The sequence below is a fragment of the Variovorax sp. genome, assembly GCF_965279555.1.
In the GTDB taxonomy this organism is placed as follows: domain Bacteria; phylum Pseudomonadota; class Gammaproteobacteria; order Burkholderiales; family Burkholderiaceae_C; genus Variovorax.
Window position 1 is genome coordinate 679,348 of the sequence record NZ_OZ257247.1, and the last position, 23,121, is coordinate 702,468.

The window sequence follows — 23,121 nt, forward strand, 5'->3', positions numbered from 1 at the left end:
GGATACTTGCGCCCATGCAGATTCAAGAAAAGCCGCCCGCCGGCACGCCGTTCGACTGGATCGGCGGCGAACCGAAGGTGGAGGCGCTGGTCGAGCGCTTCTATGACCTGATGGACCTCGAGCCCGCCTACGCGCAACTGCGCGCGGTGCACGGCTCCAGCCTCGACAACGCACGCCAGCGCCTGTTCTGGTTCCTGTGCGGATGGCTCGGCGGCCCGCAGCACTACACCGACCGCTTCGGCCACCCGATGCTGCGCGCGCGGCACCTGCCGCAGAGCATCGGAGGCCACACCATCGGCATCAAGGAACGCGACCAGTGGCTGGCCTGCATGGACCAGGCCATGGGCGAGACGGGCGTGCCTGAAGACCTGCGCGCACGCCTTCGCGATTCCTTCTTCAAGACCGCCGACTGGATGCGGTCATAGGCTCGCCCCCAGGCTTCGCGCACTTCGTGTCGCTTCTCCTTCCCCCTGCCGGGGGCAACGCCAGAGGCCCGGCGGAGCCGGTTCCTCGGCGTTTCTTGAAAAGAGCCGGCTGCTGAGTAACCAAGATACACAACGACTTGAAAGACCTGTCTCCATGAATTCCATCGTCATCATCGGCGGCGGCCACGCCGCGGCCCAGCTTTGCGCCGGCCTTGTCGAAGCCGGGCAGGGCGCTCGCGTGCACCTGGTCTGCGAAGAAGCCTGCGAGCCCTACCACCGCCCGCCGCTGTCCAAGGCCTTCCTGAAGAGCGCAGAGGAAACCACGCAGCCGCACAAGGCCGCCGACTGGTACCGCGAGGCAGGCATCACGCTGCACCTGGGCGATGCGGCCGTGGCCATCGACCGCGAGGCGCACACCGTCACGCTGCGTTCGGGCGCGGTGCTGCCCTGGGAACGGCTTGTGCTGGCCACCGGCACGCGCGCGCGCCAGATGCCCGACCTGAAGCCGGGCCTGGAGAACGTCGCCAGCCTGCGCGCCGCCGACGAGGCGCATCGCCTGCGCACCCGGCTCGCATCGGCCGAGACGGTCACGGTGCTGGGCGGCGGTTTCATCGGGCTCGAAGTGGCGGCAACGGCCAAGGCGCTGGGCAAGTCGGTGCAGGTGATCGAAAGCGCGCCGCGCCTGCTGGGCCGCGCGGTGTCGCCCGAACTGTCGGCACATGTGCTGGCCACGCATCGCGCGGCCGGCATCGACATCGTGCTCGGTGCGCAGACCGGCGCGTTCGAAGTCGAAGGCGACCGGCTGGTGTCGGTGCAGGTCAACGGCGTGAAGCAGCCGGTCGACCTTCTGCTGCTGGGCATCGGCGCCGTGCCCGAGACCGCGCTCGCGCAGGCGGCCGGCATCGAGTGCGCCGACGGCATCGTGGTCGACAGCCACATGCAGACCAGCGCGGCCGACGTGCTGGCCGTTGGCGATTGCACGCGCTTCCCCGATCGCCGTGCGGGCCGCGCGCTGCGGCTCGAGTCGGTACAGAACGCGAATGACCAGGCGCGCACGGCGGTTGCCACGCTGATCGGCGCGGCACGCGACCACGACGCGGTGGCGTGGTTCTGGTCCGACCAGGGCAGCATGCGGCTGCAGATGGTGGGCCTGATGCCGGCAGAAGGCACGCCGGACCTGACCAGCGTGCGCCGCCCCGGTCCGGGCGCGAACCCCAATGCGTTCTCGCTGTTCCACTATGTCGATGGACATCTGGTGTGCGTCGAATCGGTGAACGCGCCGGTCGATCACATGATGAGCCGCAAGCTGCTCGAAGCAGGCCGCAGCCCCGAGCCGGCGGTGATAGCCGATGCGTCAATCCCCCTGAAAAACCACCTGTCGTAATTGCGCCGCAAGTCAGGCTGGGTTCACCAGCCTGTCATTGCGCTTTCAGAGACTGCCTCCTTCTCCAATCCTGCAGAGGGAGCTCTCGATGAAAAAAAACGCAGCGGCCACGTCGCTATTACGCCTCGCCCCCATGTCTACCTGTGCCGCCGTGATAGCTGCCGTGCTGACCGCCTGTGGCGGCGGCAGCGGTGGTGGCGGCACCGTATTTCCCCCGGTCACCTCCACGCCCACGACCGACCCCGCGCCGGCATCCATTGCCAAGGGCACGCGCGCCACGGTCGCCTTGCTGGAGACGACCGACCTGCACGCCAACGTGCGCAGCTACGACTACTTCAAGCTCGCCGAAGACAAGTCGTACGGCTACGAGCGCACCGCCACGCTGATCAACGCGGCGCGCAAGGAATTCCCGAACACGATGCTGTTCGACAACGGCGACACCATCCAGGGCACGGCGCTGGCCGACTACGAGGCCCTGGTGAGCCGCGTTCCGTGCACGCAGCCGCTGTCTATCTACAAGGCCATGAACGCCACCGGCTATGACGCCGGCACGCTGGGCAACCACGAGTTCAACTACGGTCTCGATTTCCTCAACCAGGTGATCGGCGGCGGCCTCGACGTCGAAGGCGTGGACGGCACCAAAAAGTGCGCCGGCCCGACCTTCCCCATGGTGCTGGCCAACGTGCAGAGCGTGAAGAGCGGCAAGCCGCTGCTCGCGCCGTACACCATCGTGACCAAGCAGTTCACCGCCACGGCACCCGACGGCAAGACCGTGACGGTGCCGGTGAAGGTCGGCGTGATCGGCTTCACCACGCCCGGCATCCTGAACTGGGACAAGCGTTTCCTCGAAGGCAAGGTGCGCACCGAAGGCGCCGTCGAGGCCGCCACCAAATACATTCCCGAATTGCGCGCCAAGGGCGCCGACATCGTGGTCGCGCTGCAGCACGGCGGCCTCGATGCATCGCCGTACTCGCCGACGATGGAAAGCCCCGGCCTCTACCTGTCGAAGGTGGCGGGCATCGACGCTCTGATGATGGGCCACCAGCACGGCACGTTCCCCGATCGCGGCACGAAGCCGGGCTACACGCAGGCCGGCGTGGACAACGCCGCAGGCACCGTCAACGGCGTGCCGGCCGTGATGGCCAGCTCGTGGGGCAAGGCGCTGGGCCTGATCAAGCTCGACCTCGTGTATGACGGCAAGGCATGGGGCGTGGACAAGACCAAGACCTTCGTCGAGGCGCGCTCCACGCAGACCGGCAAGGACGGCGCGGGCAAGGCGATCTACGTCGATGCCGAATCGAGCGTCGCGCCGCTGGTCGAAACGCAGCACCAGGCCACCATCGCCTACGTGAAGACGCCGATCGGCACCACCGACTTCCAGATGAGCACCTACTTCGCTGACGTGGGCGACCCCGGCGCGATCCAGATCGTGAACCAGGCGCAGGCCGACTACGTGAAGAACTACATCCAGGCCAACCTGCCGCAGTACGCGAGCCTGCCGGTGCTGTCGGTGAGCGCGCCCTTCAAGTCGGGCTATGAAGGCGCCCGTGACTACACGGACGTGGCGGCCGGCAACGTGGCGATCAACAACGCGGCAGACCTGTACCTGTACCCGAACACGGTGTACGCGGTGAAGGTGACGGGCGCCGAGATCAAGGGCTGGCTCGAAGCCGCCGCCAAGCGCTTCAACAGGATCAACCCCGCGCTGACGACGGACCAGCAGCTGATCAGCACCTTCCCGGGCTACAACTTCGACATGTTCACCACGCCGGATGTGCAGTACGAGATCGACGTGACCCAGGCGGTGGGCAGCCGCATCAAGAACCTGATGTACATGGGCGCACCCATCGACACGGCGAAGGAGTTCGTCATCGCGACGAACAACTACCGTGCGACCAGCGGCGCGAGCTTCATTCCCGCGCTGGACGGCCGCGCGACGATCTACCCGTCTCCCGACGCGAACCGCGACGTGCTGATCGACTACATCAAGGCCAAGAAGACCATCACGCGCGCAACAAACGGTGCAGCGCGCAGCTGGACCTTCACGAAGGTCGCGACGGCGGGCAACGTGGTCTTCTCTTCGGCGCCGAATCAGTTGGGCGCGGCCACGGCCGCGGGATTGACCAACATCTCGCTGCTGGCTGCGGACGACGGTGGCGGCAAGGGTCAATCGCGCTACAAGCTCGACCTGAACCCGTAAGGGGCAAATGAAGGCAGGCTGGTGGCGTCCGGCGGCGTCTCCTGCCTGCCTCGTGGCTCAGCGCCGCGCGGGCGCCAGCAGCACTACCAGCGCCCCGGCGCCGCCCTCCGCCGGCTTTGCCTGCACGAAGGCGAGCACCTCGTTCTTCTGGATCAGCCAGCGCTGCGTCTTGGTCTTGAGCACGGGCTGCTTGCCCGGCGAGCCCAGGCCCTTGCCGTGCACCACGCGCACGCAGCGCAAACCCTGCTTGTAGGCATTGCGGATGAAGCCACCGAGCGCTTCGCGCGCCTCGTCGCTGCGCAGCCCGTGCAGGTCGACCTGCGCCTGGATGGACCAGTCGCCCTTGCGCAGCCGGGCCGTCACGTCGGTGCCGATGCCGGGGCGGCGAAAGCTCATGGCGTCGTCCACGTCGAGCAGCGTGGTCACGTCGAACTCGTCGGACAGCGATTCGCGCAGCACCCGCTGCTCGTCGAGCTGGTGCTGCACCGGGATGGGCGCCGGCGGCTCGGGCGCTAGCGGCACGGCCGCCTTGCGGCGCAGCGGTTCGGTGGCGCCGATGGCGCGGGCGAACAGGTCTTTCTCGGCGGCGCGCTTGCGTTCGGCGGCGGCCTTGGCAGCCGCCTCGGCCGCTTCGCGCTCGCGGGTTTCGGCCAGCACGCGCTGCACCTGCTTGAGGTCGGCGAGATTCTTGAGCGCGGGTGAACGTTGGGGCATCAGAGCAATCCTTTCTCGGCCATCGAGAAGCTCTGGCCGGGGCTCACGATGACATGGTCGAGCACGCGCACGTCGACCAGGGCGAGCGCGGCGCGCAGCGTCTGCGTGAGCGATTCGTCGGCGCGCGACGGCTCGATGCTGCCGCTGGGATGGTTGTGGGCCAGCACCACGGCCGCGGCCTGGTGGTGGATGGCACGCGTGACCACTTCGCGCGGGTAGACGCTGGTCTGCGTGAGCGTGCCACGGAACATTTCTTCCAGCATGATGAGGCGGTGCTGCACGTCGAGGAACACGACCACGAACACCTCGTGCGGCCGCGAGCCGATGTGCAGCTGCAGGTATTGCTTGACCGCCTCGGGCGAGTCGAACACCGTGCGCTCCTTGAGCTTCTCGCCCATGGCGCGCCGCGCCAGTTCGAGCACCGCGATCAGTTCGGAGCGCTTGGCGGTGCCGCCCATGCCCTTGACGGCCTTGAGGTCGTCGGCGCCGGTGTGCAGCAGGCCCGACAGGCCGCCGAAGCGCTCGAGCAGTTGCTGGGCCAGTTGCAGCACGTTCTTGCCCGCCACGCCGGTGCGCAGCAGCAGGGCCAGCAACTCGGCATCCGCCAGCGCGGCGGCGCCTCGCGAGATGAGTTTTTCGCGTGGACGGGCGTCGAGAGGGAGATCCTTGAATGCCATGAAACCCTGGGTGAAACCTTGGCGGAGCCGGGTGGAAGCCCCGGTCCTTAAAATGAGTTCCAGTTTATCGGGACACCTACCTTGTCTTTGCCCACCTCCGCCGCTCCCATGTCCCAAGTCGTGACTTTCGGCTCCTTCCTGACCTTGCACTACCGGCTGGCCGGTCCGGCAGGCGACATCATCAACACTTTCGCCGACAAGCCGGCGACCCTTTCGCTGGGCACCGGCGAGCTTTCGCCCGCCATGGAGCAGCGCCTGATGGGCCTGGAAGAGGGCACCCACGCCACCTTCGAGCTGCCCGCCGGCGAGGCCTTCGGCGAACGCAACCCCGACATGCAGCAGTGGGTGGCCCGCAAGCTGCTCGCCCAGATGGGTGACCCCGACGAGCAGTACGCCGTGGGCGACGTGGTGCAGTTCCCCACCCCCGACGGCACCGGCAGCTATGCCGGCGCGGTGATCGAATCGAACGAGACCGGCGTGCGCTTCGACTTCAACCACCCGCTGGCCGGCCAGCCCGTGACCTTCGAAGTGAAGCTCATCGGGGTGCTATGAACACCGGCATCTCCGAAGTCATCCTGGCCGAGCCGCGCGGCTTCTGCGCGGGCGTGGACCGCGCCATCGAGATCGTCGAGCGCGCCATCGCCAAGTTCGGCGCGCCGATCTACGTGCGCCACGAGATCGTGCACAACACCTACGTGGTGAACGAACTTAAGGCCAAGGGCGCGATCTTCATCGAGGAGCTGTCCGACGTACCGCCCGGCGCCACGCTGGTCTTCAGCGCGCACGGCGTGAGCAAGGCCGTGGAGCAGGAGGCGCGCGACCGCGGCTTCGAGATCTTCGACGCCACCTGCCCGCTCGTGACCAAGGTGCACGTCGAGGTGGCCAAGCTCGCGAAAGAGGGCTACGAATTCATCATGATCGGCCACAAGGGGCACCCCGAGGTCGAGGGCACGATGGGCCAGCTGTCCAGCGGCATCCACCTGGTGGAAGACGTGGCAGACGTGGCCAAGGTCTCGCCGGGCCAGACCGACAAGCTCGCGGTCGTCACCCAGACCACGCTGAGCGTGGACGACGCCGCCGAGATCGCCGCCGCGGTGCGCGCGCGCTTTCCGGCCGTGCGCGAGCCCAAGCAGCAGGACATCTGCTACGCCACCCAGAACCGCCAGGACGCGGTGAAGATCATGAGCCCGCAGGTTGACCTGGTGATCGTGGTCGGCAGCCCCACCAGCTCCAACAGCAACCGGCTGCGCGAACTGGCGCAGCGCCTGGGCACCGAGAGCTACATGGTCGACTCCGCCGAAGAGCTCAAGCCCGAGTGGTTCGAGGGCAAGACGCGCATCGGCCTCACCGCCGGCGCCTCGGCCCCCGAAGTGCTGGTGCGCGAGGTGATCGACCGCGTGCGCGCTTTCGGCGCGGTGTCCGTCCGCAAGATGGACGGCATCGAGGAAACCATCAAGTTTCCGCTCCCCAAGGGCCTCAAGCTCGACGACATCCCCCCTCCCGGACACATCTCTTGAACGACAAGAACACGAACCTCTGGCGCTCCGAAATCGAGAGCGCCGCCGCCAGGCTGGACGCGCGCGCCGGTCATTTCCTGCGCCAGACGCCGCTGTGGAAGCTGCCGGCAGCCGCCTTCGGCGTCACGGCGCCGGGCGCCGAGGTCTGGCTCAAGCTCGAGCAGATGCAGGTCAGCGGGAGCTTCAAGGCGCGCGGCATGATGAACCGGCTGCTGGCCAACGACATTCCCGCGAGCGGCGTGGTCGTGGCCTCGGGCGGCAATGCCGGCATTGCCACCGCAGCCGCCGCACAGGCGCTGGGCGTGCCCTGCCAGGTTTTCCTGCCGGGTGTGTCGCCCGAAGCCAAGCGTGCGCGCCTGCGCGCGCTGGGCGCCGAAGTCGTCGTCGTCGGCCAGCTCTATCCCGATGCGCTGGCGGCATGCCTCACGCGCCAGAAGGAGTCCGGCGCCTTGCTCACGCACGCCTACGACCAGCCCGAAGTGGTGGCCGGCGCCGGCACGCTGGGCCGCGAAATCGAAGCGCAGGGCGGCCTGCCCGACTCGGTGCTCGTGAGCGTTGGCGGCGGCGGCCTGATCGGCGGCCTTGCCGGCTGGTTCGAGAAGCGCGCCCGCGTGGTGGCGCTGGAGCCCGAGAAGGCCCCGACCCTGTTCCGCGCCCGCGAAGCCGGGGAGCCGGTCGACGTCGAAGTGGGCGGCATCGCGGCCGACTCGCTCGGCGCGCGCCGCATCGGCGCCATCGCATGGGAAATCACGCAGCAGCAGGTCGCGCAGGCGCTGCTGCTGTCCGACGAATCCATCCGTGCAGCACAGCAGTGGCTGTGGAAGGAGCTCAAGCTCGCGGTGGAGCCGGCCGCCGCGCTGCCGCTGGCCGCGCTGCAAACGGGCGCCTATGTGCCGCGCGAAGGCGAGAAGGTTTGCCTGATCGTCTGCGGCGCCAACGTCGACCCCGCCACCGTCGCCTGACAAGCCGCCCTCTAAAATCGACCGATGCTCGACATCACCCTGCTCCGCAAAGACCTGGCCTCCGCCGTGGCCGGCCTTGAAAAACGCAAGAAAAACCAGCCTTACCTCGACGTGTCGGCGTTCACCGCGCTCGAGGCCGAGCGCAAGACGCTGCAAACCCGCACCGAGGAAATCCAGGCGCGCCGCAATACGCTGAACAAGCAGATCGGCCCGCTCAAGGCCAGGGACGAGTCGGTCGATGCGCTGATGGCCGAAGTCAACGCGCTCAAGGCCGAGCAGGAATCGCAGTCCAAACGCCTCGAAGAAATCCAGCCCGAGCTGCAGGCCCTGCTGCTCGCCGTGCCCAACCTGCCGCACGCCAGCGTGCCGCTGGGCGAAGACGAGACCGGCAACGTCGAAATGCGCCGCTGGGCCCCGCAGGGCGGCGCTGGCGCCAACGCCAAGCCGCTGGGTTTTGCCGCCAAGGACCACGTCGACCTGGGCGCGCCGCTGGGCCTTGATTTCGAGATGGGCGCCAAGCTCGCGGGCTCGCGCTTCACCGTGATGAAGGGCCCGATCGCCCGCCTGCACCGCGCGCTCGCGCAGTTCATGCTCGACCTGCAGACCGAGAAGCACGGTTACACCGAGTGCTACGTGCCCTACATCGTCAATGCCGCCACGCTCAGCGGCACCGGCCAGTTGCCCAAGTTCGAGGGCGACCTGTTCGCCGCGAAAAAGGGCGGCCAGGACGGCGAGCCGGCGCCCGACCATTCGGCGCTGTACCTCATTCCGACCAGTGAAGTGCCGCTGACCAACTTCGTGCGCGACGAGGTGGTGGCCGAGTCGCAACTGCCGATCAAGGTCACGGCCCACACGCCGTGCTTCCGCTCCGAAGCCGGCAGCGCTGGCCGCGACACGCGCGGCATGATCCGCCAGCACCAGTTCGACAAGGTCGAGATGGTGCAGATCGTGCACCCCGAAAAGAGCTACGAAGCGCTCGAACAGATGACCGGCCACGCCGAGGCCGTGCTGCAGGCGCTGGAGCTGCCGTACCGCGTGGTGCTGCTGTGCTCCGGCGACATGGGTTTCACCGCCGCCAAGACCTACGACCTGGAAGTGTGGCTGCCGGCGCAGGACACCTACCGCGAGATCAGCTCAGTCTCCAACTGCGAAGCCTTCCAGGCGCGTCGCCTGCAGGCTCGTTTCAAGAACGCGCAGGGCAAGAACGAACTCGTGCACACGCTCAACGGTTCCGGCCTGGCAGTGGGCCGCGCGCTGGTGGCCGTGCTGGAGAACCACCAGAACGAAGACGGCTCGATCAACGTGCCGGCCGCGTTGCGGCCGTACATCGGCGGCGCCGAAGTTTTGCGTGCCTGAAGCGCTGGGGCTTCAAATAGCGGAAATTTCTCCGCTATAATCAGAGGCTCGACAGCACCGGAGAGGTGGCAGAGTGGTCGAATGTACCTGACTCGAAATCAGGCGTACTAGCGATAGTACCGAGGGTTCGAATCCCTCCCTCTCCTCCAAGAAGTCAGCATTTACGGGCCTTAACGGCCCGTTTTGCTTTCCGCTCCCACATCCGCACCATCATCCCGCGAACGCGCCCCCATAGCGCTGGCTGCGGCTCAGCGCCTGCGCGGACTGTGCCTGTGAAGCGGCAAGCGCCTGCTTGAGCATGCCGACGGTGGCCACATCGCCGACCGTGAAGTTGTTGACAACGGAGCCGCCGCCTACTTCGCTGTTCGGGGTGATGCGTCCATTGGCGTTGCCCATCATCAGGTACTGCTTGCCGTTCACGTCGAGCAGCTCGGGGCCGTTCTCGTTGACACGGTACATGCTGCCGGCGGACACCGGGCCTCCTACCGCCTTGCCCCAAATCGGCCCAGGCATACCGACGATCGAAGTGATGCCGCTGCCTGCCGTTGCAGTCGGGCTGAACAAGCCCCCAAGCAGGCCCGCCAGCGGCCCGGTGATCTGCTGCTTGATGAAGATCCGAGCGATATCGCCAATGATCGAGTCGGCCAGGCTCTTGAAATCCAGTTTTCCGGTCTTCACGAAGTTGACGATCGCGTCCTCGGCCCCCTTGAATGCACTCCCGAAGGCCTGCTCCGTCAGCTTTGCCGTGTTCTGGGCCTCGGTTGCGTAGTTGGCCAGCGCCTCGGACGCGCCGGTCTGCCAGTTCTTCGAGAGCGCATCGAGAGTGCTGTAAGTCGTCTGATAGGACGCGATGGCCTTGCCTTGGAACTCGTTGATGATCGCGAGCTGCGCGTCATACTGGCGCTGTGCGTCAGGCCCGAAGGAGCCCATAAGCTCAGCCTGCGAGCGCTGGTTTTGCAATGCCTGGCGCTGCTGCCGATACTTGTCTTCGATCTGGGTGATGCCAGCGGCGAAGTCCCGAGCCTTAGATCCCTGTCCCGCGCCATCGATCGCACGCGCGTAGCCCTGGTTCGTCGTGTCGAAGAAGTCCTGCGCAGCCTGCCGGGCAGAGAGGAGCGAAGAGGCAATGCGCTTGTTCGCGGCCTCGCTCTCGATGCCATAGACCTTCGCCTGGGTAGCCGCATCCTCGCGGACCTTCTTCAGCTTGGCCTCTTCGTCGGCGATCTTGCGAGCGTTGTCGATCGCATCCTTGCCGGTCAGCTTCTCCTGTTGCAGGCGAGCAATGGCCTGCTGAGATGCCGACTCTTGCGCGGCCGTCGTGAGGTCCAGCAGGCGCTTCTTTTCTGCGTAGTACTCGCTGTCCTCTGTCAGCCCGGCCGAGCGCAGGGCCGAAAGGATCTTCTCTTGGTTGCTGTAGCTGCTGACGACTGCTGCCTGTGCGTTCTTGATGGCGTCGAGGTCGGCGGCAAGTTGGGCTTTGGCCTCTTGCGCGGAGGCGTCCTTCCCACCCTTGCCTACGGCCCCATTGAATTTAATGTTCGGCTTCGCTTGCGCCGTATCTCCGACCGCTGCAGCCGCTGCGACGGCTTTTTTGGTCGCCTCGATTCGAGCCTTGAGCTTTGCGCCGAAGGTCTCCGGCAGGAGGATGTTATCCACCTCCTCGCCGATCGATCCCATGATGGTCTTCGCTTGAGAGAACTCGCCAGAGGCGGCGGCAGCCGCGGCAGCAGCAGCGCCACCAATTGAAGTACCGACGACACGGAAAACACGCGCCACACCATCAGCGGCATCGAGCACGAAACCGAGCGCACTCACTGCGTTCTCGGCAAAGTCAGCGATGGCCGTGCTGTTCTTCAGAGCATCTGCGCCCTTGCCTACGCCCAGCATCTCCTTGATGGTGTCCGTGAGTGCGCCAGTGAATGCGGTGACGGCGGGCAGCGCCTGGGTGGCGAGGGCTTGGGCGTACTGCTGCAGCTCGGCCTGTGCCTTGGCTTGCTTGTCGGCATACTCGTCGGCCTGGTCGATCTGCTGCTGTGTGAGGATGACGTGCCGGCCGCCCTGCTCATCAAGCGCCTTCAGAAAGGGCAGGAGTTCAGCACCTGACTTCCCGAACAGCGCGGTGGCCACCGCCGTCTTTCCGGCGCCATCGGCGAAGCCCGCCAGTGCCTTGCTGGCAGCGGAGATCTGGTCTTCTGGAGAGAGACTCTTGAAGTCCTTGAGATCGAGCCCCAGTGCCTTCACAGCAGCGCCCGCGGCCTTCGATTCGTCGTCGACGCCGGTCAGGTTCTTGGTCAGTTTGATGCTGGCCTCGGCGACAGCATCCACGGTAGTGCCGGCGGTTCCAGCAGCAGTACCGAAAGACGCGAGCCCCTCGGCACTCGCACCGGTTTTCTCGGCCAGGTCCTGGAAGTCGCCGGCCTTCTTCACCAGCGAGTCGAATGCGGCGAAGGCAGCAACGGCACCCGTGCCAATCGTGGCCAGGGACGCAACGGCCAGCGCCGCGCCATCCCTGATCGCGGTCCCGATCTTCTCGCCGAACTGACGCGCCTGGTACTCGGATTTTGTGAGGCCCTGCGTGTACTCGGCAGCATCGAGGCCGAGCTTAACTACGAGGGAACCAGCGGAAGCAGTCATGTTGATCCTTCAAATGAAAATGCCGGCCACGCGCGCCGTTTTCAGTTCGGTGCGCTGCCGGCTCACGGGGTTTTCGGTATGAACGCCGGGCACTGTCCGTGTGATCCCGAGCCCCAGAGGGCTAGTCGATGAGGTCGCCCACACTGATCGTTTTGAGGTCAGTGCAGAGGATGTAGACGCCGGGTCCGCGCAGCAGCATGCCGACGCCGCGGGGAATGATCTCGACGCCCAACTCAGCGCAGAGCTCGAGGATCATTCGGCGGTGGCCGTGAATGGTCATGCCGGGGTCAGATCGCCCTTGACCATCGCGCCAGGCAGCTGCACTGCCAGGCTCACGCGCTCTTCCATGCGCAGCTTGACCAGGTTTCGGATGAAGTCGTCCTGATCCTGCGTTGCGATGTCCAGCACGAGGTCTTCTCGGTCGTACAGCGTGGCTGCCGTGGCGAAGTCGCCCACCAGGAAGGTGTCGACGGTCATAGCCGTGGTCGTCACCACTGGGCGGCCCCAGAGCGTGCGCGGGTTCGCGCTCGATGGGTCGGCCTTGAGGTAGTCGCCATCGTCGTTCTTCAGCAGCTCAATGGCGGTCCAGTCGTCCGGGTGCAGCACGATGCCATTCGCGTTGTAGTTCGCGTCTTCGAGCTGGCCGATCGCCAGGCGCAGCACGTCCATGCGGTTGGGCGAAGTGATCGTGATGGGCGCAGCGTAGGCCGTGGCGGCGGTGTACAGGCCCAGCAGGTTGTTGCCCACGCCCGAGCCCTTCAGCAGCTGCAGCTCTTCGGCGAACTGCACCATGTAGCGCAGGCGGTTGTCGAGGTAGTTCTGCAGCTGTGCCGAGTCGGCCAGGATCTGCTTCGATGCTTGCAGCCAGGTCGCGATCGTCACCACGTTGGCGGTGACCAGCTCCATGGTCACGCTCGATTCGCCCTTCACCGAGCCTTCGGCCGCCACTGCGGCGCCGTTGGTGCTGGCCGACTCACGCACGTACTCGATGCTGCCGGCGTCGGTGCGCAGGTTCGGCACCAAGTCGCGGATCGTCAGCTTGCGCTGCGCAGGCACGACGAAGCCGGCCAGGCGCTGCGCATTGAGGGCGGCGGCACCCGTGGTGCTGGTGAGTGCAGCCTTGCGGTGCAGCGAGGTCGTCGGCAGCTTGATCTGCGTCGACTTGATGCGTGCGGTCTGCACCATCTTGAAACCCTCATCGACGGCCACGAGAGCCGACATGGTTTCAGCGTCGCCGCCAGTCGTGCCGTCGCCCGAGCCCCCGCGATCTTGCTTCTGCTCGACTTCGCGCACGCGGGCCAGCAGTTCGTCGGTCTTTTCTTTGACCGAGCCGCTGATCTGGTCGAGCTTCTCCTTGATCTGTTCGGGCGTGACTTGCGTCACCTCCCCGGCAAAGCCGAGCATCGCGAGCCCCGCGAACACGTCACGGTGTGCGGCGACGAAGCCGGAAACGTCGACGCCCGAGGCTTGAGCGGCGATCGACACGAAAGCCAGCGCGCAGATGGCGAGGCCAAAGATGGAACGGGTACGGAAGAGTTTCATAGGTCGCTTTCAGAACGAAGCGCCCGTCTTTTCTGATGTTCGACGGACGCGGTTAAGTGACTGGAAAAATCCAGCGGCTTGATCGCATTCCGTCACCGGCCTCGCACCGACCCCAGGAAAGAAACCGAAATTCGCTCCATGGTTCACGGCATCGCACCGAGGCACTTAAGCCTCTGGTGAATCACTTCGCGCGGTTCAGGCGCGAGTATGGCACACCGGCAACGGAAGTGCCAGAAATCAGAGCGTCTTGACGGTGGCGAACACCTGGCGCGAGCCTTCGCGCTCGATACCGACCAGCGCCACGGTGTTGACGGCGCGATGGTCCACCAGCGTTTCGATGCCGACGCTTCCGCCGCCGGCCAGCAGACGTTCGATGGTGTCGAGCTTGTCCTTCGGCAGGTCTTGCAGCATGCACGCCATCAGCTCGCCGTTCGCGCGCAGCGACGCGGCGCAGCGTTGGGAAAGGGTGGCGGCGTCGGCGGTGGGAATGAAGTTGTTCATGAGGTGCTTTCGAGGTTTTCGAGGTGGTTTTCGAGGGTTTTCAGGTCTGCGCCGGCCGATGCCAAGCGCTGTAGGTCATCGATCAGGGACTGGCGGGTGGTGGTCTCGTGGCGGAGCCCGGCCGCATGCGCAAGGCGGTTGATCTGGCTCTTGATTGAGTTGGGCAAAGGCCTGGGACTATCCTTGACCGTTGCGCGCGCGAGCGAATGCGCGCGCACAACGTTTGATTGATGCGTTTTCGTCATGTTGCTATCCTTTTGGAAGTGCCGAAATGGTGCAAAAACATGGCGGCAAGTTGTGGGTTTGCGTTAAAGAAGACCTAAGCGCCGGGTCAGGAGGAAAGAGGGTTTTCAACTTTTGCCCCGCCCCCGGCTGGTTGATGAGAATTCCTCTCATTTAATGCCCTTAGAGAGGAGGCGCTGCATCAGGTTGGAGGCCTTTGCGGAGGGCGTGGAGGCCGTCAACGCCTTGACCTGGGCAATGCCATCGGTCAGCGCCTTGCGCGTCTCCTCGATGCTGATGGGCAGGTCAGTGCGGGCCTCCAGCGCCACCAGCACGGCGTCAATCGTCTTGGTGCAGGGGTTGGCCAGGTACCGGGCGAATGCGAGCCCCAGGGCTATGTCGGTCATGCTGAACCCCCGAGCCCCGGCCTCTGCGCTTGGCGAACACGAGCCTTGTACGCGGCCCATTGCTCCGTCTGGGACCACCTACCGAGCCCCAAGCGCTCACCCTCGGCCTCGACGGCGGACTGTGAGTCGGGATCGTGTGCCGCCATCGTGCTGGCTGCCTCGAGTGGCCGGCGCTGGGCGTACCAATCTGCATTGAAGCCCTGCCATCCGAACTCGCAGCAGGCGGTTATCGCGGCCTCCAGGCTAATGCCCGCCTTGCTTGCCTCGCGCCGCAGGCCTGCCAGTGCAGTGGCTGTCAGCGGCCCGGCCTTCTTGGCCACGCGAACCTTGAGGTAGTCGGCCATCAGGGCTTGAGGGACATCTTCCGGGCATGGTGCCGGATCGCGCTTGCGCGATGCCTGATGCTTCTCTGATGCTTTCATGGTGCTTATTGATGCTTTGGGTCCGTTTGCCGGACGGGTGTAGTCCGTTTGCCGGACGGGTACCAGTCCGTTTCCCGGACGGGTGTGGTCCGTCTCCCGGACCAGTCCGTTTGCCGGACGGGTCCGTTTGGCGGAGTGGTTATCGCTTTTCTGTGGATAAGTCTTCAACTTGTCCACAGCGATGCGGCAGCGGTTGTTTCGGCCTCGGCTGCGCTCGATCGACACGAGCCCCAGACCGTCCAACGCCTTCAAGGCTTCGATGACCGCGGTGCGCTGTAGGCACGTCCACTCGCTTATGCCGGGCACCGAAGGCCATGCAAGCCCCGAGTCATCGCAGCGGTCAGCAAGGCACATCAGCACGGCCTTCTGTGCCGGCGTGAGCCGCACGGGCCTGCATAGGGCGGTCACCTCGTTGCTCACGCAGGCTGCCCCTTAGGAACCTCGCCGATGGAAAGGCTGAGCCAGGTGGATGCCTCAGGCAGCGTGCCGAAAATCCAAGCGCCGCCGCGGCGCGACATCACGATTTTGCCGGCCTTGGTCATCGTGCATTCGAAACCGTGCAGTGCGGCCTTGGCCTGCAGTGTGGGGAAGTCGGAGGCCGGCGTCTTCATGCGGCCGCCTTCTTGGAGTCTTCGAACTGCTCGACCGTCTCCATGCGCCAGTAGGGCATTGCAGTGCCGAACGGGTACTCAGGCGCCGGGATCACCCCCTTGCGCAGGTGGGCGTAGAAAGTGCTGTTGGAGATGCCCCAGCGCTCACGCAGGCGGGGGCCATTGATCCATACAGGTTTGAGGGGCTGTTGCTTGTGAATTTGCATCGCTGTCATCCGCATTGGTTTGGATGACAGCGATGGTGAATTTCATGACCATCAGAGTTAGTTAACTGCCAGGCGATTTTGGGCAGTTACCCAAAAAACTAGGCTTTCTTTCGCGCGATCGCATCCGCAACGAGCTTGAGATGGCTCTCGATCGTGCTCTCACTGATGACCACGCCCTGAGCGTCTGCGAGCGCAGTCACCTTCTTGGCGACACCGGAGGCATAGGCCGCCAAGCTCAAGTCGAAGTCGAGCCCCGTGCACAACACACCGATGATCGCGTGGAGGTTGTTTCGCTCTCGGGTTCCCAGCACTCGATCAACCGCTGGCGTCTTTGCTGAAGACGGCGCCTCTTCGATCTGACGATGCATCCCGGCCGGGTACGGTGATGGCTTGGCATGCTGTTGCGATGCAAAATTGTTTTCCAACGTCGTCGCTGTGATTTCCTGGTGCGGAGCGAATTGAAAAGCCGAGGTCAGTCCATTGCCGGCAAGCCACGTCTCTATTTGCTGAACCTGCAGCGTCGCGCGATATTCCGGGTCTGGGATCGTCGTGATTTGCCACTCTGCCGGCTCGCGGAAGATGGCCGCCATTTCCTGCAGCAGTTCAAACGAGGGCAGGTAGTCTCCCGGCCTTGACACACCAGTGCTCCAGAAACCATCACTCGGAGGCATCTCCTCCGGGAGTTTGTCGTCCAACGAGAGCCACGCCCATTGGTTTGCCCGTTCGATCGCGTCCATCATGGCTCGCTCTATCACCATGGCTTTCGGGTAGTTGGTCGCCTGCTCGACTGTCGGACTTGCAGGATCGATGCCGGCGATTAGGCAAGCGGCCTCGCGCAGCGTCATGACGTGTATCAGCTTCCAAGCCGACAGATCTGGGGATTCCATGCGTACCTCACGCACCTGAAAAGGAGCCGCGCCAGCCCGTCAGGTTCACGGGTTTTCGGGGATCAGCCTAGGCGCGGCAATTCGGTTATAGCGCGGCCGGATCTTCTCTACAGGTGCAACCGGCGTTCATCGTTCCAGCGCCCACACATGCCGCTGATGGCGTTGAGGCTTGCCAGGGCCTGGTCGATCTTCGGAGGGTCGCAACGCAGGCTGCTGGCGGCACTGCTGGCTTGAAGCGAGGCTTCCGAGCGCATCGTGTCGAGGTTGCAAAGAAACGACCGCACAACCTCCATGACGGTGCGCGTTTCGGGGTGCTCTTGCTCGATTGCATGCAGCACTGCGTCGATCTGGCGACGGCTGGCCCACACCACTTTTACGCTGTAATCCTTGGGCTCACCACCGAGCCCCTGGCCTCGCTGAATCCCCCGCAGGATTGGCGGCAACGACACGTCTCCGATGCTCACGATCTCGGAGGTAACGGTCTCCGGAACGAGGTGCGGATCTACCGCCGGAGCCTTCTTGTATGGCGTCCTGAGTACCGGCACTTTCACCAGATCTTCTCCTGCGGGAGCATACAAAGCGCGGCGCAGCGCTTGTGCCTGATTGCTCTTTTGCGGAGCCTTGGATTTCTTGACGGGCGCGTCGCGCGTAACCTTTGTAAACTGCTCAGTAGCCATGATGTGCGGTTCCTTCCACGGTTTGCACGTTGCGGTTAGAGCGGCCGGGGTGTTCCACCACCCTGGCCGTTCGCTTTTGTGCCTCAGATTCGGTCCCTGCGGTGCAGGAACCGACGCCCTGAGGCGCGGCGTCATTCCTTCGGCAACTTGGCCTTATCGATCTTCTCGCGCACCCATGGAGCGCCGCCGAGCTTGCCCAGCTTGTCGCGCTGGTCTGCGGTAAGCCGGATCTGAATGGGCACCGTGGCTTGTGACGGGTCCAGCGATGGACGCCCCGGGCGCTTTTTGCTGGGTGGGTTTTGTGATTCCATGGGGTTAATGTAGCTACTTATTCGATCTGGTGCAATGAATATTTGTAGCCACAAACCCTTACGGGTTTCGCGTGGAACGAGCCCCGGCGAGAGACTTCCGCCAATGGTGGAAGTTGAGATTGCTCAGTTTTGAGCCCATCCTCAGATTGAGGGCGGACGGTGTTCCTCAGGTTGAGGAGGATCGGCGGGAAAGTCCGCCGATGTGGGTCTCCACAGGCTGTGGACACACCCTCAATCTGAGGATGTATCCAGTTTTGGATGCACCCCCACCGGGGGATAACCCGAGCCCCGGCTACATGCGTACAAAGCTGGACACATCCCCCAAAACTGGGGAGGTCTCCTCAAACTGAGGCAACCTCCTGCAATGCAGGGTGTTACCCGCTGGGGGATGCATGATCCACAGTTGGTTCATCTGAGCCCCGGCCACTTCTCCTCAAAACTGAGGGGAAGTCTTAGGCAGCCTTAAACGGCACCACGTTGCCGGCCTTCGGGATCGTGTCGCAGTAGTCGGCCCAGGCCTGCATCATCTTCAGGCGCTTGGCGAGCATGTCGCCCCGGCGGTAGGCGGCCTCCACCTTCGACTCGATGACGTGCGCGAGCGCCATCTCGGCCAGGTCGCGCGGGAAGTTGGTCCGCTCGGCTGCCCAGTCACGGAAGGTGCTGCGGAAGCCATGGGGCACGGCGTCGACCTTCATGCGGCGCATCACGGCGGAGAGCGTCATGTCGCTGAGCATCTGATTCTTTGTCCCGGGAAACACCAGGTCGACCTTGTCGAAGCGGGGGAGGGCCTCCAGCAGCTTGACGGCCTGCGTTGAGAGGGGCACCCGATGCTCCTTCTTGCCCTTCATGCGCTCGGCGGGAATGACCCATTGAGCGGCCTGGAGGTCGATCTCTGACCACAGAGCCCCGCGCACCTCGCCAGAACGCGCAGCCGTCAGGATGGCGAACTCCAACGCACGAGCCCCCATGCCTCCTACCTGGCGCAGCGCGGATGTGAATCCCGACACAGCATCCACATCCACGGCAGCAAAGTGCTTGACCTTCGAGACCTTGCCAGGTTTGGGCAGCAGCTGCTCAAGGTGGCCTTTCCAACGGGCCGGGTTCTCACCTGTGCGGTATCCCCGAACGGTGGCCCAATCGAGTACCGCCTCGATGCGGCCACGCACGCGGGTGGCCGTCTCGGTCTTGTCGCGCCACAGTGGTTTCACCACGTCGAGGACGTGCGTCAGGGTGATGTCGCGCACGTACAGCTCCCCAATGATCGGATCGGCATGGTTCTTGAGGCTGTTGACCCACTGCTGGCGATGCTTGTCGCTGCGCCACTCTTCGCTTTTGTCCTCGAAGAATGCGGCCGAGCACTGTGAAAAGTTCTTGGCCTGGGCTCTGTCAGCCGCGAGACGGGCTCGATCGTCTCTGCGCTTGGCTACAGGGTCCACCCCGTCGGCCACCTGGCCGCGGAGCCGGCGTGCTGCCTCCCTAGCGCCGGCCAGCGTGACATCGGGGAAGCCGCCGAGCCCCATGTCTTTGCGCTTGCCCCCCACCATCGTGCGCAGCACCCAGGACCGAGCCCCGGTGTCGCTGATGAGGAGCTGCAGGCCGGCGACACCGCCGACGGCATACCTGCCCGGTTCTTTGAGGCGTCCCACCTGGAGAGCCCCAAGCTCAACGGCCTTCTTTGGCATCGCCAACTACTCCCACAAAAAAATCTAGATTGTGGTGGAGTGTATTGGAGTCATTGGGATAGGGAAACAGCCAATCTTCGAGGGAGGATGGCCTTTTTATGGATTGCGTCGGATTGTTTTGGAGTCGTTTTCCGGGGACTCCCTCTCCTCCAAAAATGATTCCGCCACTGGCCGCCGACGGCCTGGAATCAGCAGCTAAGCCCCGCTAGACGGGGCTTTTTTGTGCGCGGTTGTCCGGCGACGTCTTTTGACAGCCGGCACAAATCGGGGGCACAGTTGGGGGCATAAACCGCGGTTCGCGCGGGTCCTCCTCGGAAATGCCCCCAGATGCCTCTCACAGACACCGCCTGCAAAAACGCGAAATGCGCCAGCGGCCGGACGTATCAACGCTTCACCGACAGCGGCGGCCTGTACCTCGAGGCCACTGCCACGGGCAGCAAGCTCTGGCGCTGGAAGTACCGCTTCAACGGCAAAGAGAAGCGGCTGGCGGTTGGCATCTACCCCGAGGTGACCCTGGCGCAGGCGCGGCGCGCCCGCGACGACGCGCGGCTGGTCTTGAAGGGCGGTTCCGATCCAGCCCAGACTAAGGCCGACGCGAAGCTCAGCGCGCGGGTCAGCGTCGGCAACACCTTCGAGGCGGTCGCCCGGGCCTGGCACGAGCACTGGAAGGCTGGCAAGTCCGAACGGCACGCCGGCTACGTGCTCACCAGACTGGAGGCCGACGTGTTTCCCGATCTGGGGCGCAGGCCGATCGCGACCATTACGGCGCCGCAACTGCTCGCGGTGGCTAAGAAGATCGAGGCTCGGGGTGCCGTCGACATCGCAAAGCGCGCATGGCAGACCTGCAGCCAGATCTTCAGGTACGGCATCGCGCACGGGATCATCGAGCGCAACCCTGCGAGCGACGTAAAGCCCTCCGACGCCCTCAAACCACGCAGCAAGGGACACTTCGCGCGCATCGAGCCCAAGGAGCTACCCGAACTTCTCCGCAAGATCGAGGCATACCAGGGCACGCCCGTGACCAGGCTGTCCCTAAAGCTGATGGCGCTCACCTTCGTGCGCACCGGGGAACTGATCGGCGCGCGCTGGGAGGAGTTCGACCTCGAGGCGGCCGAGTGGCGCATTCCAGCGGAGCGAATGAAGATGAAGACGCCACACATCGTGCCGCTTTCGGCTCAAGCTGTGGAAGTCCTTGGCGCGATTCACGAGCTCCGCGGCTTGAGCGGTCTGCTATTTCCCGGCGAGCGCGACCACGATAAACCGATGTCCAACGGCACTATCCTGGGCGCGCTCAAGCGAATGGGTTACGCCGGCCGCATGACCGGTCACGGGTTCCGCGGCATCGCGTCGACGATCCTGCACGAGCGAGGGCATCGACACGACATCATCGAGCTCCAACTTGCGCACCAGGAGCGCGACGAGGTGAGCGCGGCCTACAACTTCGCCACGTACCTCCCGCAGCGCCGGAAGATGATGCAAGAGTGGGCTGACCATCTCGACGAGTTGCGTCGGGGAGCGAAGATCTTGGCGTTCAAGGCTGCGTAGCGGTGAGTGGCCGCACCACCACTGACGTTGCCATCGTTGCGCCGGCCACGCAAATCGTTTTCGCGCGCTTCGTGACGATTGACCTGGCCGCGGCCATGACCGGATTCACCCCCGGAGCCATTCGCACCAAGATCGCCAAGAGCGTCTGGCTTGAGGGGCGCCAATGGGTGAAGCGCGATGGCCGCGTGCTGATCGACATGAAGGGGTACGAGGCGTGGGCGCTCGGAACCGATGCAGAGCGGTGAAGAAGCAAGATGACGCTTAGTGAAGTAGGCCCTTGAGGAATGCGATCGCGTCGGGCGCGCTGTCCATGCCCGCCGTCACCAGCTTCTTTGCGATCTCCTTCAGTGCCTCACCCGATAGAGTCGAGATCGCTTTCTTGAGGGCAGATTTCTCTGCTGATGGCAGCGGTGCTGCGTCGACCTTGGCCAGCATCAGTTCGCGGATCGTGTCGGCGTGAAGCTTCACCGTTACCGCGCCGAGAATCGCGGTTAGGCCGCCGTCATCCTCGAGGAAGTCGAGGCCCGCGGCAGTGATCTTCGACGCTGACCATGCGAACTGACCGTTGGTGCTGACGATCACGCCGCCCTTCAGCAAACCGTGCTCCTCAAGGTACATGATGGTTCCCGCGAACTGCTTGTCCCGGAGAGGATCCTGGTCCACTGGCACAAGGGCCTTGGTACGAACCTGGGATGGGTAGGCTTCTCGCAAGCGCTCCAGAATTTCGCGCTGGAGGGTACGGTCGACCTCCATGCTCAGGCCTCCGCCTCTTTCATGCGTGCCTCGATTTTCTCAAGGTACTTGATGAGCATGCGCACCTGGGCCGAGGTCGTGGCGATCGGATATTCGCCGTGCACCGCACGCAGGTTTTCATGGTGGTCGAAGAAGAACAATTCACCATCGATCCAGTTCGCGTAACCCTCATCTGGCATCGCACGCATGCCTGGGATGTCCTCTGCCTCTTCGTCGGGGCCGAGCTGAATCTTGATCATTGCCATGCTGTCTCCTCGCGTTTTGTAGCCGGCATCTTAGGTCCGGTGCGCTCAGGGAACAACTCGACCATGTAGGAGGCCAGATGCTCGACTGCCATCTCCAAGCGCTCAATCTGCACCGCGCGAACGCGGTCGGGGGGGGAGGTGTCGAGGAAGTTCAAAATGCGGCTCGTAACTATTGGGGAAGCGAGATGGAGAAAACTGAGCCGAACGTGGTTCGACTTGAAATGCTGTGGGATGGGCATAGCGCCTGTGTGGTGATGCATCAGGACGGGGAGGCGGTCACGATTCAATCGATCGAACGTCCTGGCCTCGAATCTCTTCCGAGTGACGGTGAGACGTATCGCAGCATCACAGAGGCACACAACCAAGCCTGGTGGCAGTGGAAGGATTCGCTGAAGAAGTAGGCCAATCAAATGCCCAAGCCCACCCGCACCGCTAAACAACTCCAGCAGATGCTGGTACAGCGCATCGAAGCCCTGCCGGGCCTTCGAGGCCAGCAGACCGACGTACACCGGGGCGGCGTCATCGGCTTGGCGCAGGAAGAAGACGGCCCCAACTGGACGGTGCGCGTTGTGAGCGACCGCGGCACGCACCGGGCCGACATTGCGCAGATCATTCGAACACTGCAGATGCAGTTCGACCTCGATGAATGAGCCGCGCGATACTGCGGCCTCTACAACGAGGAGAGAGCCATGCCTTACAAACTGAAGGAAGCGGCAGAAATACAAGCGGAAGTCGAGCGCTTGGTGCGTATGCACCCTGAATTCGTCGAGGACGATCCCTTGTACGCCGTCGGACTTCCAATTGCACTTCGGCCTCCGATCATCGGTGGTGCCAATTGGACGATGCACTTGCCCGGTACTGCATACGAAACCCCTGCCGTGATTGCCGCGATTACGGATGTGGGGGCGCGCTGGAACCTTCGATCGGGACATCATGCGGCTCCTTGAATTGCTAGGGCCATCGCAACGTCGCGTACCCAGATCGGCTGGGCCGACAGCACGAGGGTCTCGCCGCTCATGGCTAGCAGCAGCGTATGCCTGCCTGTCCGGCGCCTAGAAGCTCGCGTATCAGCGAGCCACGCCGATCTTGCGGTAGCCGCTGTTCTTGGGCGGCAACAGAGCCGACACTGGTCGACTCTCTGCCCACTCTTCGACTTCGCGCAGCAGCCACCCGACACGCCGACCCGACAGGACCCGCGGCTTCGGAAACGCGCCTTCGCGCACCAGCCTCTACGGTCGTTT

Annotated in this window: 30 protein-coding genes and 1 tRNA gene; 13 read left to right on the forward strand and 18 right to left on the reverse strand. The window is 64.3% G+C overall.

The window, feature by feature from the left end:
- Positions 1-14 precede the first annotated feature (14 nt).
- From ACQY8B_RS03360 to ACQY8B_RS03370, 3 genes are all read left to right on the forward strand, one after another.
- Positions 15-425: a group II truncated hemoglobin gene (locus ACQY8B_RS03360; RefSeq protein WP_422085396.1), complete on the forward strand. Its 411-nt coding sequence runs from the start codon at positions 15-17 to the stop codon at positions 423-425.
- 154 nt (positions 426-579) lie between these two features.
- On the forward strand, positions 580-1,809 hold the full coding sequence (locus ACQY8B_RS03365) for an NAD(P)/FAD-dependent oxidoreductase (protein ID WP_422085397.1): 1,230 nt from the start codon (positions 580-582) through the stop codon (positions 1,807-1,809).
- A 133-nt stretch (positions 1,810-1,942) separates the two neighbouring features.
- Positions 1,943-4,009, forward strand: coding sequence for a bifunctional 2',3'-cyclic-nucleotide 2'-phosphodiesterase/3'-nucleotidase (locus tag ACQY8B_RS03370; protein ID WP_422085398.1), 2,067 nt, complete (start codon positions 1,943-1,945; stop codon positions 4,007-4,009).
- A gap of 57 nt (positions 4,010-4,066) precedes the next feature.
- Here the strand turns inward: ACQY8B_RS03370 and ACQY8B_RS03375 are convergent, their stop codons facing one another.
- Entirely contained in the window at positions 4,067-4,723 is a 657-nt protein-coding gene (locus tag ACQY8B_RS03375) for a Smr/MutS family protein (RefSeq protein ID WP_422085399.1), read from the reverse strand.
- Positions 4,723-5,400, reverse strand: a complete 678-nt coding sequence (gene radC, locus ACQY8B_RS03380; protein WP_422085400.1) for a RadC family protein — start codon at positions 5,398-5,400, stop codon at positions 4,723-4,725. Before radC ends, ACQY8B_RS03375 begins: the two co-directional genes overlap by 1 nt.
- 108 nt (positions 5,401-5,508) lie before the next feature.
- Between radC and ACQY8B_RS03385 the strand changes: the two genes are divergently transcribed.
- The 5 genes from ACQY8B_RS03385 to ACQY8B_RS03405 all read left to right on the forward strand — a co-directional run bounded on the left by ACQY8B_RS03385 (position 5,509) and on the right by ACQY8B_RS03405 (position 9,384).
- The gene (locus ACQY8B_RS03385) at positions 5,509-5,952 is read left to right on the forward strand and encodes an FKBP-type peptidyl-prolyl cis-trans isomerase (protein WP_081265914.1); all 444 of its coding nucleotides are present in this window, start codon (positions 5,509-5,511) and stop codon (positions 5,950-5,952) included.
- The gene (gene ispH / locus ACQY8B_RS03390; protein WP_422085401.1) at positions 5,949-6,917 is read left to right on the forward strand and encodes a 4-hydroxy-3-methylbut-2-enyl diphosphate reductase; all 969 of its coding nucleotides are present in this window, start codon (positions 5,949-5,951) and stop codon (positions 6,915-6,917) included. The genes ACQY8B_RS03385 and ispH overlap by 4 nt, the downstream gene beginning before the upstream one ends.
- Positions 6,914-7,879, forward strand: coding sequence for a threonine/serine dehydratase (locus ACQY8B_RS03395; RefSeq protein ID WP_422085402.1), 966 nt, complete (start codon positions 6,914-6,916; stop codon positions 7,877-7,879). Before ispH ends, ACQY8B_RS03395 begins: the two co-directional genes overlap by 4 nt.
- A 24-nt stretch (positions 7,880-7,903) precedes the next feature.
- A complete protein-coding gene (gene serS, locus ACQY8B_RS03400; RefSeq protein ID WP_422085403.1) occupies positions 7,904-9,235 on the forward strand; it encodes a serine--tRNA ligase in 1,332 nt (443 codons plus the stop codon).
- Positions 9,236-9,294: 59 nt separating this feature from the next.
- Positions 9,295-9,384: transfer RNA gene (locus ACQY8B_RS03405), tRNA-Ser, on the forward strand.
- 61 nt (positions 9,385-9,445) lie between these two features.
- Here the strand turns inward: ACQY8B_RS03405 and ACQY8B_RS03410 are convergent.
- The 13 genes from ACQY8B_RS03410 to ACQY8B_RS03470 all read right to left on the reverse strand — a co-directional run bounded on the left by ACQY8B_RS03410 (position 9,446) and on the right by ACQY8B_RS03470 (position 19,337).
- The gene (locus tag ACQY8B_RS03410) at positions 9,446-11,869 is read right to left on the reverse strand and encodes a phage tail tape measure protein (RefSeq protein ID WP_422085404.1); all 2,424 of its coding nucleotides are present in this window, start codon (positions 11,867-11,869) and stop codon (positions 9,446-9,448) included.
- Positions 11,870-11,990: 121 nt separating this feature from the next.
- The gene (locus ACQY8B_RS03415) at positions 11,991-12,149 is read right to left on the reverse strand and encodes a hypothetical protein (RefSeq protein WP_422085405.1); all 159 of its coding nucleotides are present in this window, start codon (positions 12,147-12,149) and stop codon (positions 11,991-11,993) included.
- Complete coding sequence (locus tag ACQY8B_RS03420) at positions 12,146-13,411, reverse strand: phage major capsid protein (RefSeq protein WP_422085406.1); 1,266 nt, start codon at positions 13,409-13,411, stop codon at positions 12,146-12,148. Before ACQY8B_RS03420 ends, ACQY8B_RS03415 begins: the two co-directional genes overlap by 4 nt.
- Positions 13,412-13,648: 237 nt before the next feature.
- On the reverse strand, positions 13,649-13,912 hold the full coding sequence (locus tag ACQY8B_RS03425) for a hypothetical protein (RefSeq protein WP_422085407.1): 264 nt from the start codon (positions 13,910-13,912) through the stop codon (positions 13,649-13,651).
- Complete coding sequence (locus ACQY8B_RS03430) at positions 13,909-14,157, reverse strand: hypothetical protein (RefSeq protein WP_422085408.1); 249 nt, start codon at positions 14,155-14,157, stop codon at positions 13,909-13,911. Before ACQY8B_RS03430 ends, ACQY8B_RS03425 begins: the two co-directional genes overlap by 4 nt.
- Positions 14,158-14,304: 147 nt before the next feature.
- Complete coding sequence (locus ACQY8B_RS03435) at positions 14,305-14,541, reverse strand: hypothetical protein (RefSeq protein ID WP_422085409.1); 237 nt, start codon at positions 14,539-14,541, stop codon at positions 14,305-14,307.
- Complete coding sequence (locus tag ACQY8B_RS03440) at positions 14,538-15,383, reverse strand: helix-turn-helix domain-containing protein (protein ID WP_422085410.1); 846 nt, start codon at positions 15,381-15,383, stop codon at positions 14,538-14,540. The genes ACQY8B_RS03435 and ACQY8B_RS03440 overlap by 4 nt, the downstream gene beginning before the upstream one ends.
- Positions 15,380-15,574, reverse strand: coding sequence for a hypothetical protein (locus tag ACQY8B_RS03445; protein WP_422085411.1), 195 nt, complete (start codon positions 15,572-15,574; stop codon positions 15,380-15,382). The genes ACQY8B_RS03440 and ACQY8B_RS03445 overlap by 4 nt, the downstream gene beginning before the upstream one ends.
- Positions 15,571-15,780 carry a helix-turn-helix transcriptional regulator gene (locus tag ACQY8B_RS03450; protein ID WP_422085412.1) on the reverse strand — a complete coding sequence of 70 codons (210 nt, stop codon included), beginning with the start codon at positions 15,778-15,780 and terminating at the stop codon, positions 15,571-15,573. Before ACQY8B_RS03450 ends, ACQY8B_RS03445 begins: the two co-directional genes overlap by 4 nt.
- A 98-nt stretch (positions 15,781-15,878) precedes the next feature.
- Complete coding sequence (locus tag ACQY8B_RS03455; RefSeq protein ID WP_428744999.1) at positions 15,879-16,667, reverse strand: hypothetical protein; 789 nt, start codon at positions 16,665-16,667, stop codon at positions 15,879-15,881.
- Positions 16,668-16,774: 107 nt separating this feature from the next.
- Positions 16,775-17,344, reverse strand: coding sequence for a hypothetical protein (locus ACQY8B_RS03460; protein ID WP_422085414.1), 570 nt, complete (start codon positions 17,342-17,344; stop codon positions 16,775-16,777).
- A gap of 131 nt (positions 17,345-17,475) precedes the next feature.
- Positions 17,476-17,655 (reverse strand): hypothetical protein, encoded by a 180-nt coding sequence (locus ACQY8B_RS03465; protein ID WP_422085415.1) that lies wholly within the window; start codon positions 17,653-17,655, stop codon positions 17,476-17,478.
- 452 nt (positions 17,656-18,107) lie between these two features.
- Positions 18,108-19,337: a tyrosine-type recombinase/integrase gene (locus tag ACQY8B_RS03470; protein WP_422085416.1), complete on the reverse strand. Its 1,230-nt coding sequence runs from the start codon at positions 19,335-19,337 to the stop codon at positions 18,108-18,110.
- 327 nt (positions 19,338-19,664) lie between these two features.
- Here ACQY8B_RS03470 and ACQY8B_RS03475 point away from each other — a divergent pair, with 327 nt between their 5' ends.
- On the forward strand, positions 19,665-20,882 hold the full coding sequence (locus ACQY8B_RS03475) for a tyrosine-type recombinase/integrase (protein ID WP_422085417.1): 1,218 nt from the start codon (positions 19,665-19,667) through the stop codon (positions 20,880-20,882).
- 2 nt (positions 20,883-20,884) lie between these two features.
- Positions 20,885-21,127, forward strand: coding sequence for an excisionase (locus ACQY8B_RS03480; protein ID WP_422085418.1), 243 nt, complete (start codon positions 20,885-20,887; stop codon positions 21,125-21,127).
- A gap of 16 nt (positions 21,128-21,143) precedes the next feature.
- Here ACQY8B_RS03480 and ACQY8B_RS03485 read toward each other — a convergent pair whose 3' ends face one another.
- Positions 21,144-21,635: a YjcQ family protein gene (locus ACQY8B_RS03485; protein ID WP_422085419.1), complete on the reverse strand. Its 492-nt coding sequence runs from the start codon at positions 21,633-21,635 to the stop codon at positions 21,144-21,146.
- 2 nt (positions 21,636-21,637) lie between these two features.
- Positions 21,638-21,880, reverse strand: a complete 243-nt coding sequence (locus ACQY8B_RS03490; RefSeq protein WP_422085420.1) for a hypothetical protein — start codon at positions 21,878-21,880, stop codon at positions 21,638-21,640.
- Positions 21,881-21,957: 77 nt separating this feature from the next.
- Here ACQY8B_RS03490 and ACQY8B_RS03495 point away from each other — a divergent pair, with 77 nt between their 5' ends.
- From ACQY8B_RS03495 to ACQY8B_RS03505, 3 genes are read left to right on the forward strand one after another with little or no spacing between them, the layout of a single operon-like run.
- A complete protein-coding gene (locus ACQY8B_RS03495) occupies positions 21,958-22,281 on the forward strand; it encodes a hypothetical protein (RefSeq protein WP_422085421.1) in 324 nt (107 codons plus the stop codon).
- A gap of 9 nt (positions 22,282-22,290) precedes the next feature.
- A complete protein-coding gene (locus ACQY8B_RS03500; protein WP_422085422.1) occupies positions 22,291-22,530 on the forward strand; it encodes a hypothetical protein in 240 nt (79 codons plus the stop codon).
- Positions 22,531-22,569: 39 nt separating this feature from the next.
- Positions 22,570-22,827 carry a hypothetical protein gene (locus tag ACQY8B_RS03505; RefSeq protein ID WP_422085423.1) on the forward strand — a complete coding sequence of 86 codons (258 nt, stop codon included), beginning with the start codon at positions 22,570-22,572 and terminating at the stop codon, positions 22,825-22,827.
- A gap of 120 nt (positions 22,828-22,947) precedes the next feature.
- On the opposite strand, the gene ACQY8B_RS03510 is transcribed toward ACQY8B_RS03505, so the two are convergent.
- Complete coding sequence (locus tag ACQY8B_RS03510; RefSeq protein ID WP_422085424.1) at positions 22,948-23,103, reverse strand: helix-turn-helix transcriptional regulator; 156 nt, start codon at positions 23,101-23,103, stop codon at positions 22,948-22,950.
- Positions 23,104-23,121 lie beyond the last annotated feature (18 nt).

Coding starts and splice junctions, on each gene's coding strand:
- ACQY8B_RS03360 (WP_422085396.1), top strand. CDS start 15: ATGCAGATTCAAGAAAAGCCGCCCGCCGGCACGCCGTTCGACTGGATC.
- ACQY8B_RS03365 (WP_422085397.1), top strand. CDS start 580: ATGAATTCCATCGTCATCATCGGCGGCGGCCACGCCGCGGCCCAGCTT.
- ACQY8B_RS03370 (WP_422085398.1), top strand. CDS start 1,943: ATGTCTACCTGTGCCGCCGTGATAGCTGCCGTGCTGACCGCCTGTGGC.
- ACQY8B_RS03375 (WP_422085399.1), bottom strand. CDS start 4,723: ATGCCCCAACGTTCACCCGCGCTCAAGAATCTCGCCGACCTCAAGCAG.
- radC (WP_422085400.1), bottom strand. CDS start 5,400: ATGGCATTCAAGGATCTCCCTCTCGACGCCCGTCCACGCGAAAAACTC.
- ACQY8B_RS03385 (WP_081265914.1), top strand. CDS start 5,509: ATGTCCCAAGTCGTGACTTTCGGCTCCTTCCTGACCTTGCACTACCGG.
- ispH (WP_422085401.1), top strand. CDS start 5,949: ATGAACACCGGCATCTCCGAAGTCATCCTGGCCGAGCCGCGCGGCTTC.
- serS (WP_422085403.1), top strand. CDS start 7,904: ATGCTCGACATCACCCTGCTCCGCAAAGACCTGGCCTCCGCCGTGGCC.
- ACQY8B_RS03410 (WP_422085404.1), bottom strand. CDS start 11,869: ATGACTGCTTCCGCTGGTTCCCTCGTAGTTAAGCTCGGCCTCGATGCT.
- ACQY8B_RS03415 (WP_422085405.1), bottom strand. CDS start 12,149: ATGACCATTCACGGCCACCGCCGAATGATCCTCGAGCTCTGCGCTGAG.
- ACQY8B_RS03420 (WP_422085406.1), bottom strand. CDS start 13,411: ATGAAACTCTTCCGTACCCGTTCCATCTTTGGCCTCGCCATCTGCGCG.
- ACQY8B_RS03425 (WP_422085407.1), bottom strand. CDS start 13,912: ATGAACAACTTCATTCCCACCGCCGACGCCGCCACCCTTTCCCAACGC.
- ACQY8B_RS03430 (WP_422085408.1), bottom strand. CDS start 14,157: ATGACGAAAACGCATCAATCAAACGTTGTGCGCGCGCATTCGCTCGCG.
- ACQY8B_RS03435 (WP_422085409.1), bottom strand. CDS start 14,541: ATGACCGACATAGCCCTGGGGCTCGCATTCGCCCGGTACCTGGCCAAC.
- ACQY8B_RS03445 (WP_422085411.1), bottom strand. CDS start 15,574: ATGAAGACGCCGGCCTCCGACTTCCCCACACTGCAGGCCAAGGCCGCA.
- ACQY8B_RS03450 (WP_422085412.1), bottom strand. CDS start 15,780: ATGCAAATTCACAAGCAACAGCCCCTCAAACCTGTATGGATCAATGGC.
- ACQY8B_RS03455 (WP_428744999.1), bottom strand. CDS start 16,667: ATGGAATCCCCAGATCTGTCGGCTTGGAAGCTGATACACGTCATGACG.
- ACQY8B_RS03460 (WP_422085414.1), bottom strand. CDS start 17,344: ATGGCTACTGAGCAGTTTACAAAGGTTACGCGCGACGCGCCCGTCAAG.
- ACQY8B_RS03465 (WP_422085415.1), bottom strand. CDS start 17,655: ATGGAATCACAAAACCCACCCAGCAAAAAGCGCCCGGGGCGTCCATCG.
- ACQY8B_RS03470 (WP_422085416.1), bottom strand. CDS start 19,337: ATGCCAAAGAAGGCCGTTGAGCTTGGGGCTCTCCAGGTGGGACGCCTC.
- ACQY8B_RS03475 (WP_422085417.1), top strand. CDS start 19,665: ATGCCTCTCACAGACACCGCCTGCAAAAACGCGAAATGCGCCAGCGGC.
- ACQY8B_RS03485 (WP_422085419.1), bottom strand. CDS start 21,635: ATGGAGGTCGACCGTACCCTCCAGCGCGAAATTCTGGAGCGCTTGCGA.
- ACQY8B_RS03490 (WP_422085420.1), bottom strand. CDS start 21,880: ATGGCAATGATCAAGATTCAGCTCGGCCCCGACGAAGAGGCAGAGGAC.
- ACQY8B_RS03495 (WP_422085421.1), top strand. CDS start 21,958: ATGCTCGACTGCCATCTCCAAGCGCTCAATCTGCACCGCGCGAACGCG.
- ACQY8B_RS03500 (WP_422085422.1), top strand. CDS start 22,291: ATGCCCAAGCCCACCCGCACCGCTAAACAACTCCAGCAGATGCTGGTA.
- ACQY8B_RS03505 (WP_422085423.1), top strand. CDS start 22,570: ATGCCTTACAAACTGAAGGAAGCGGCAGAAATACAAGCGGAAGTCGAG.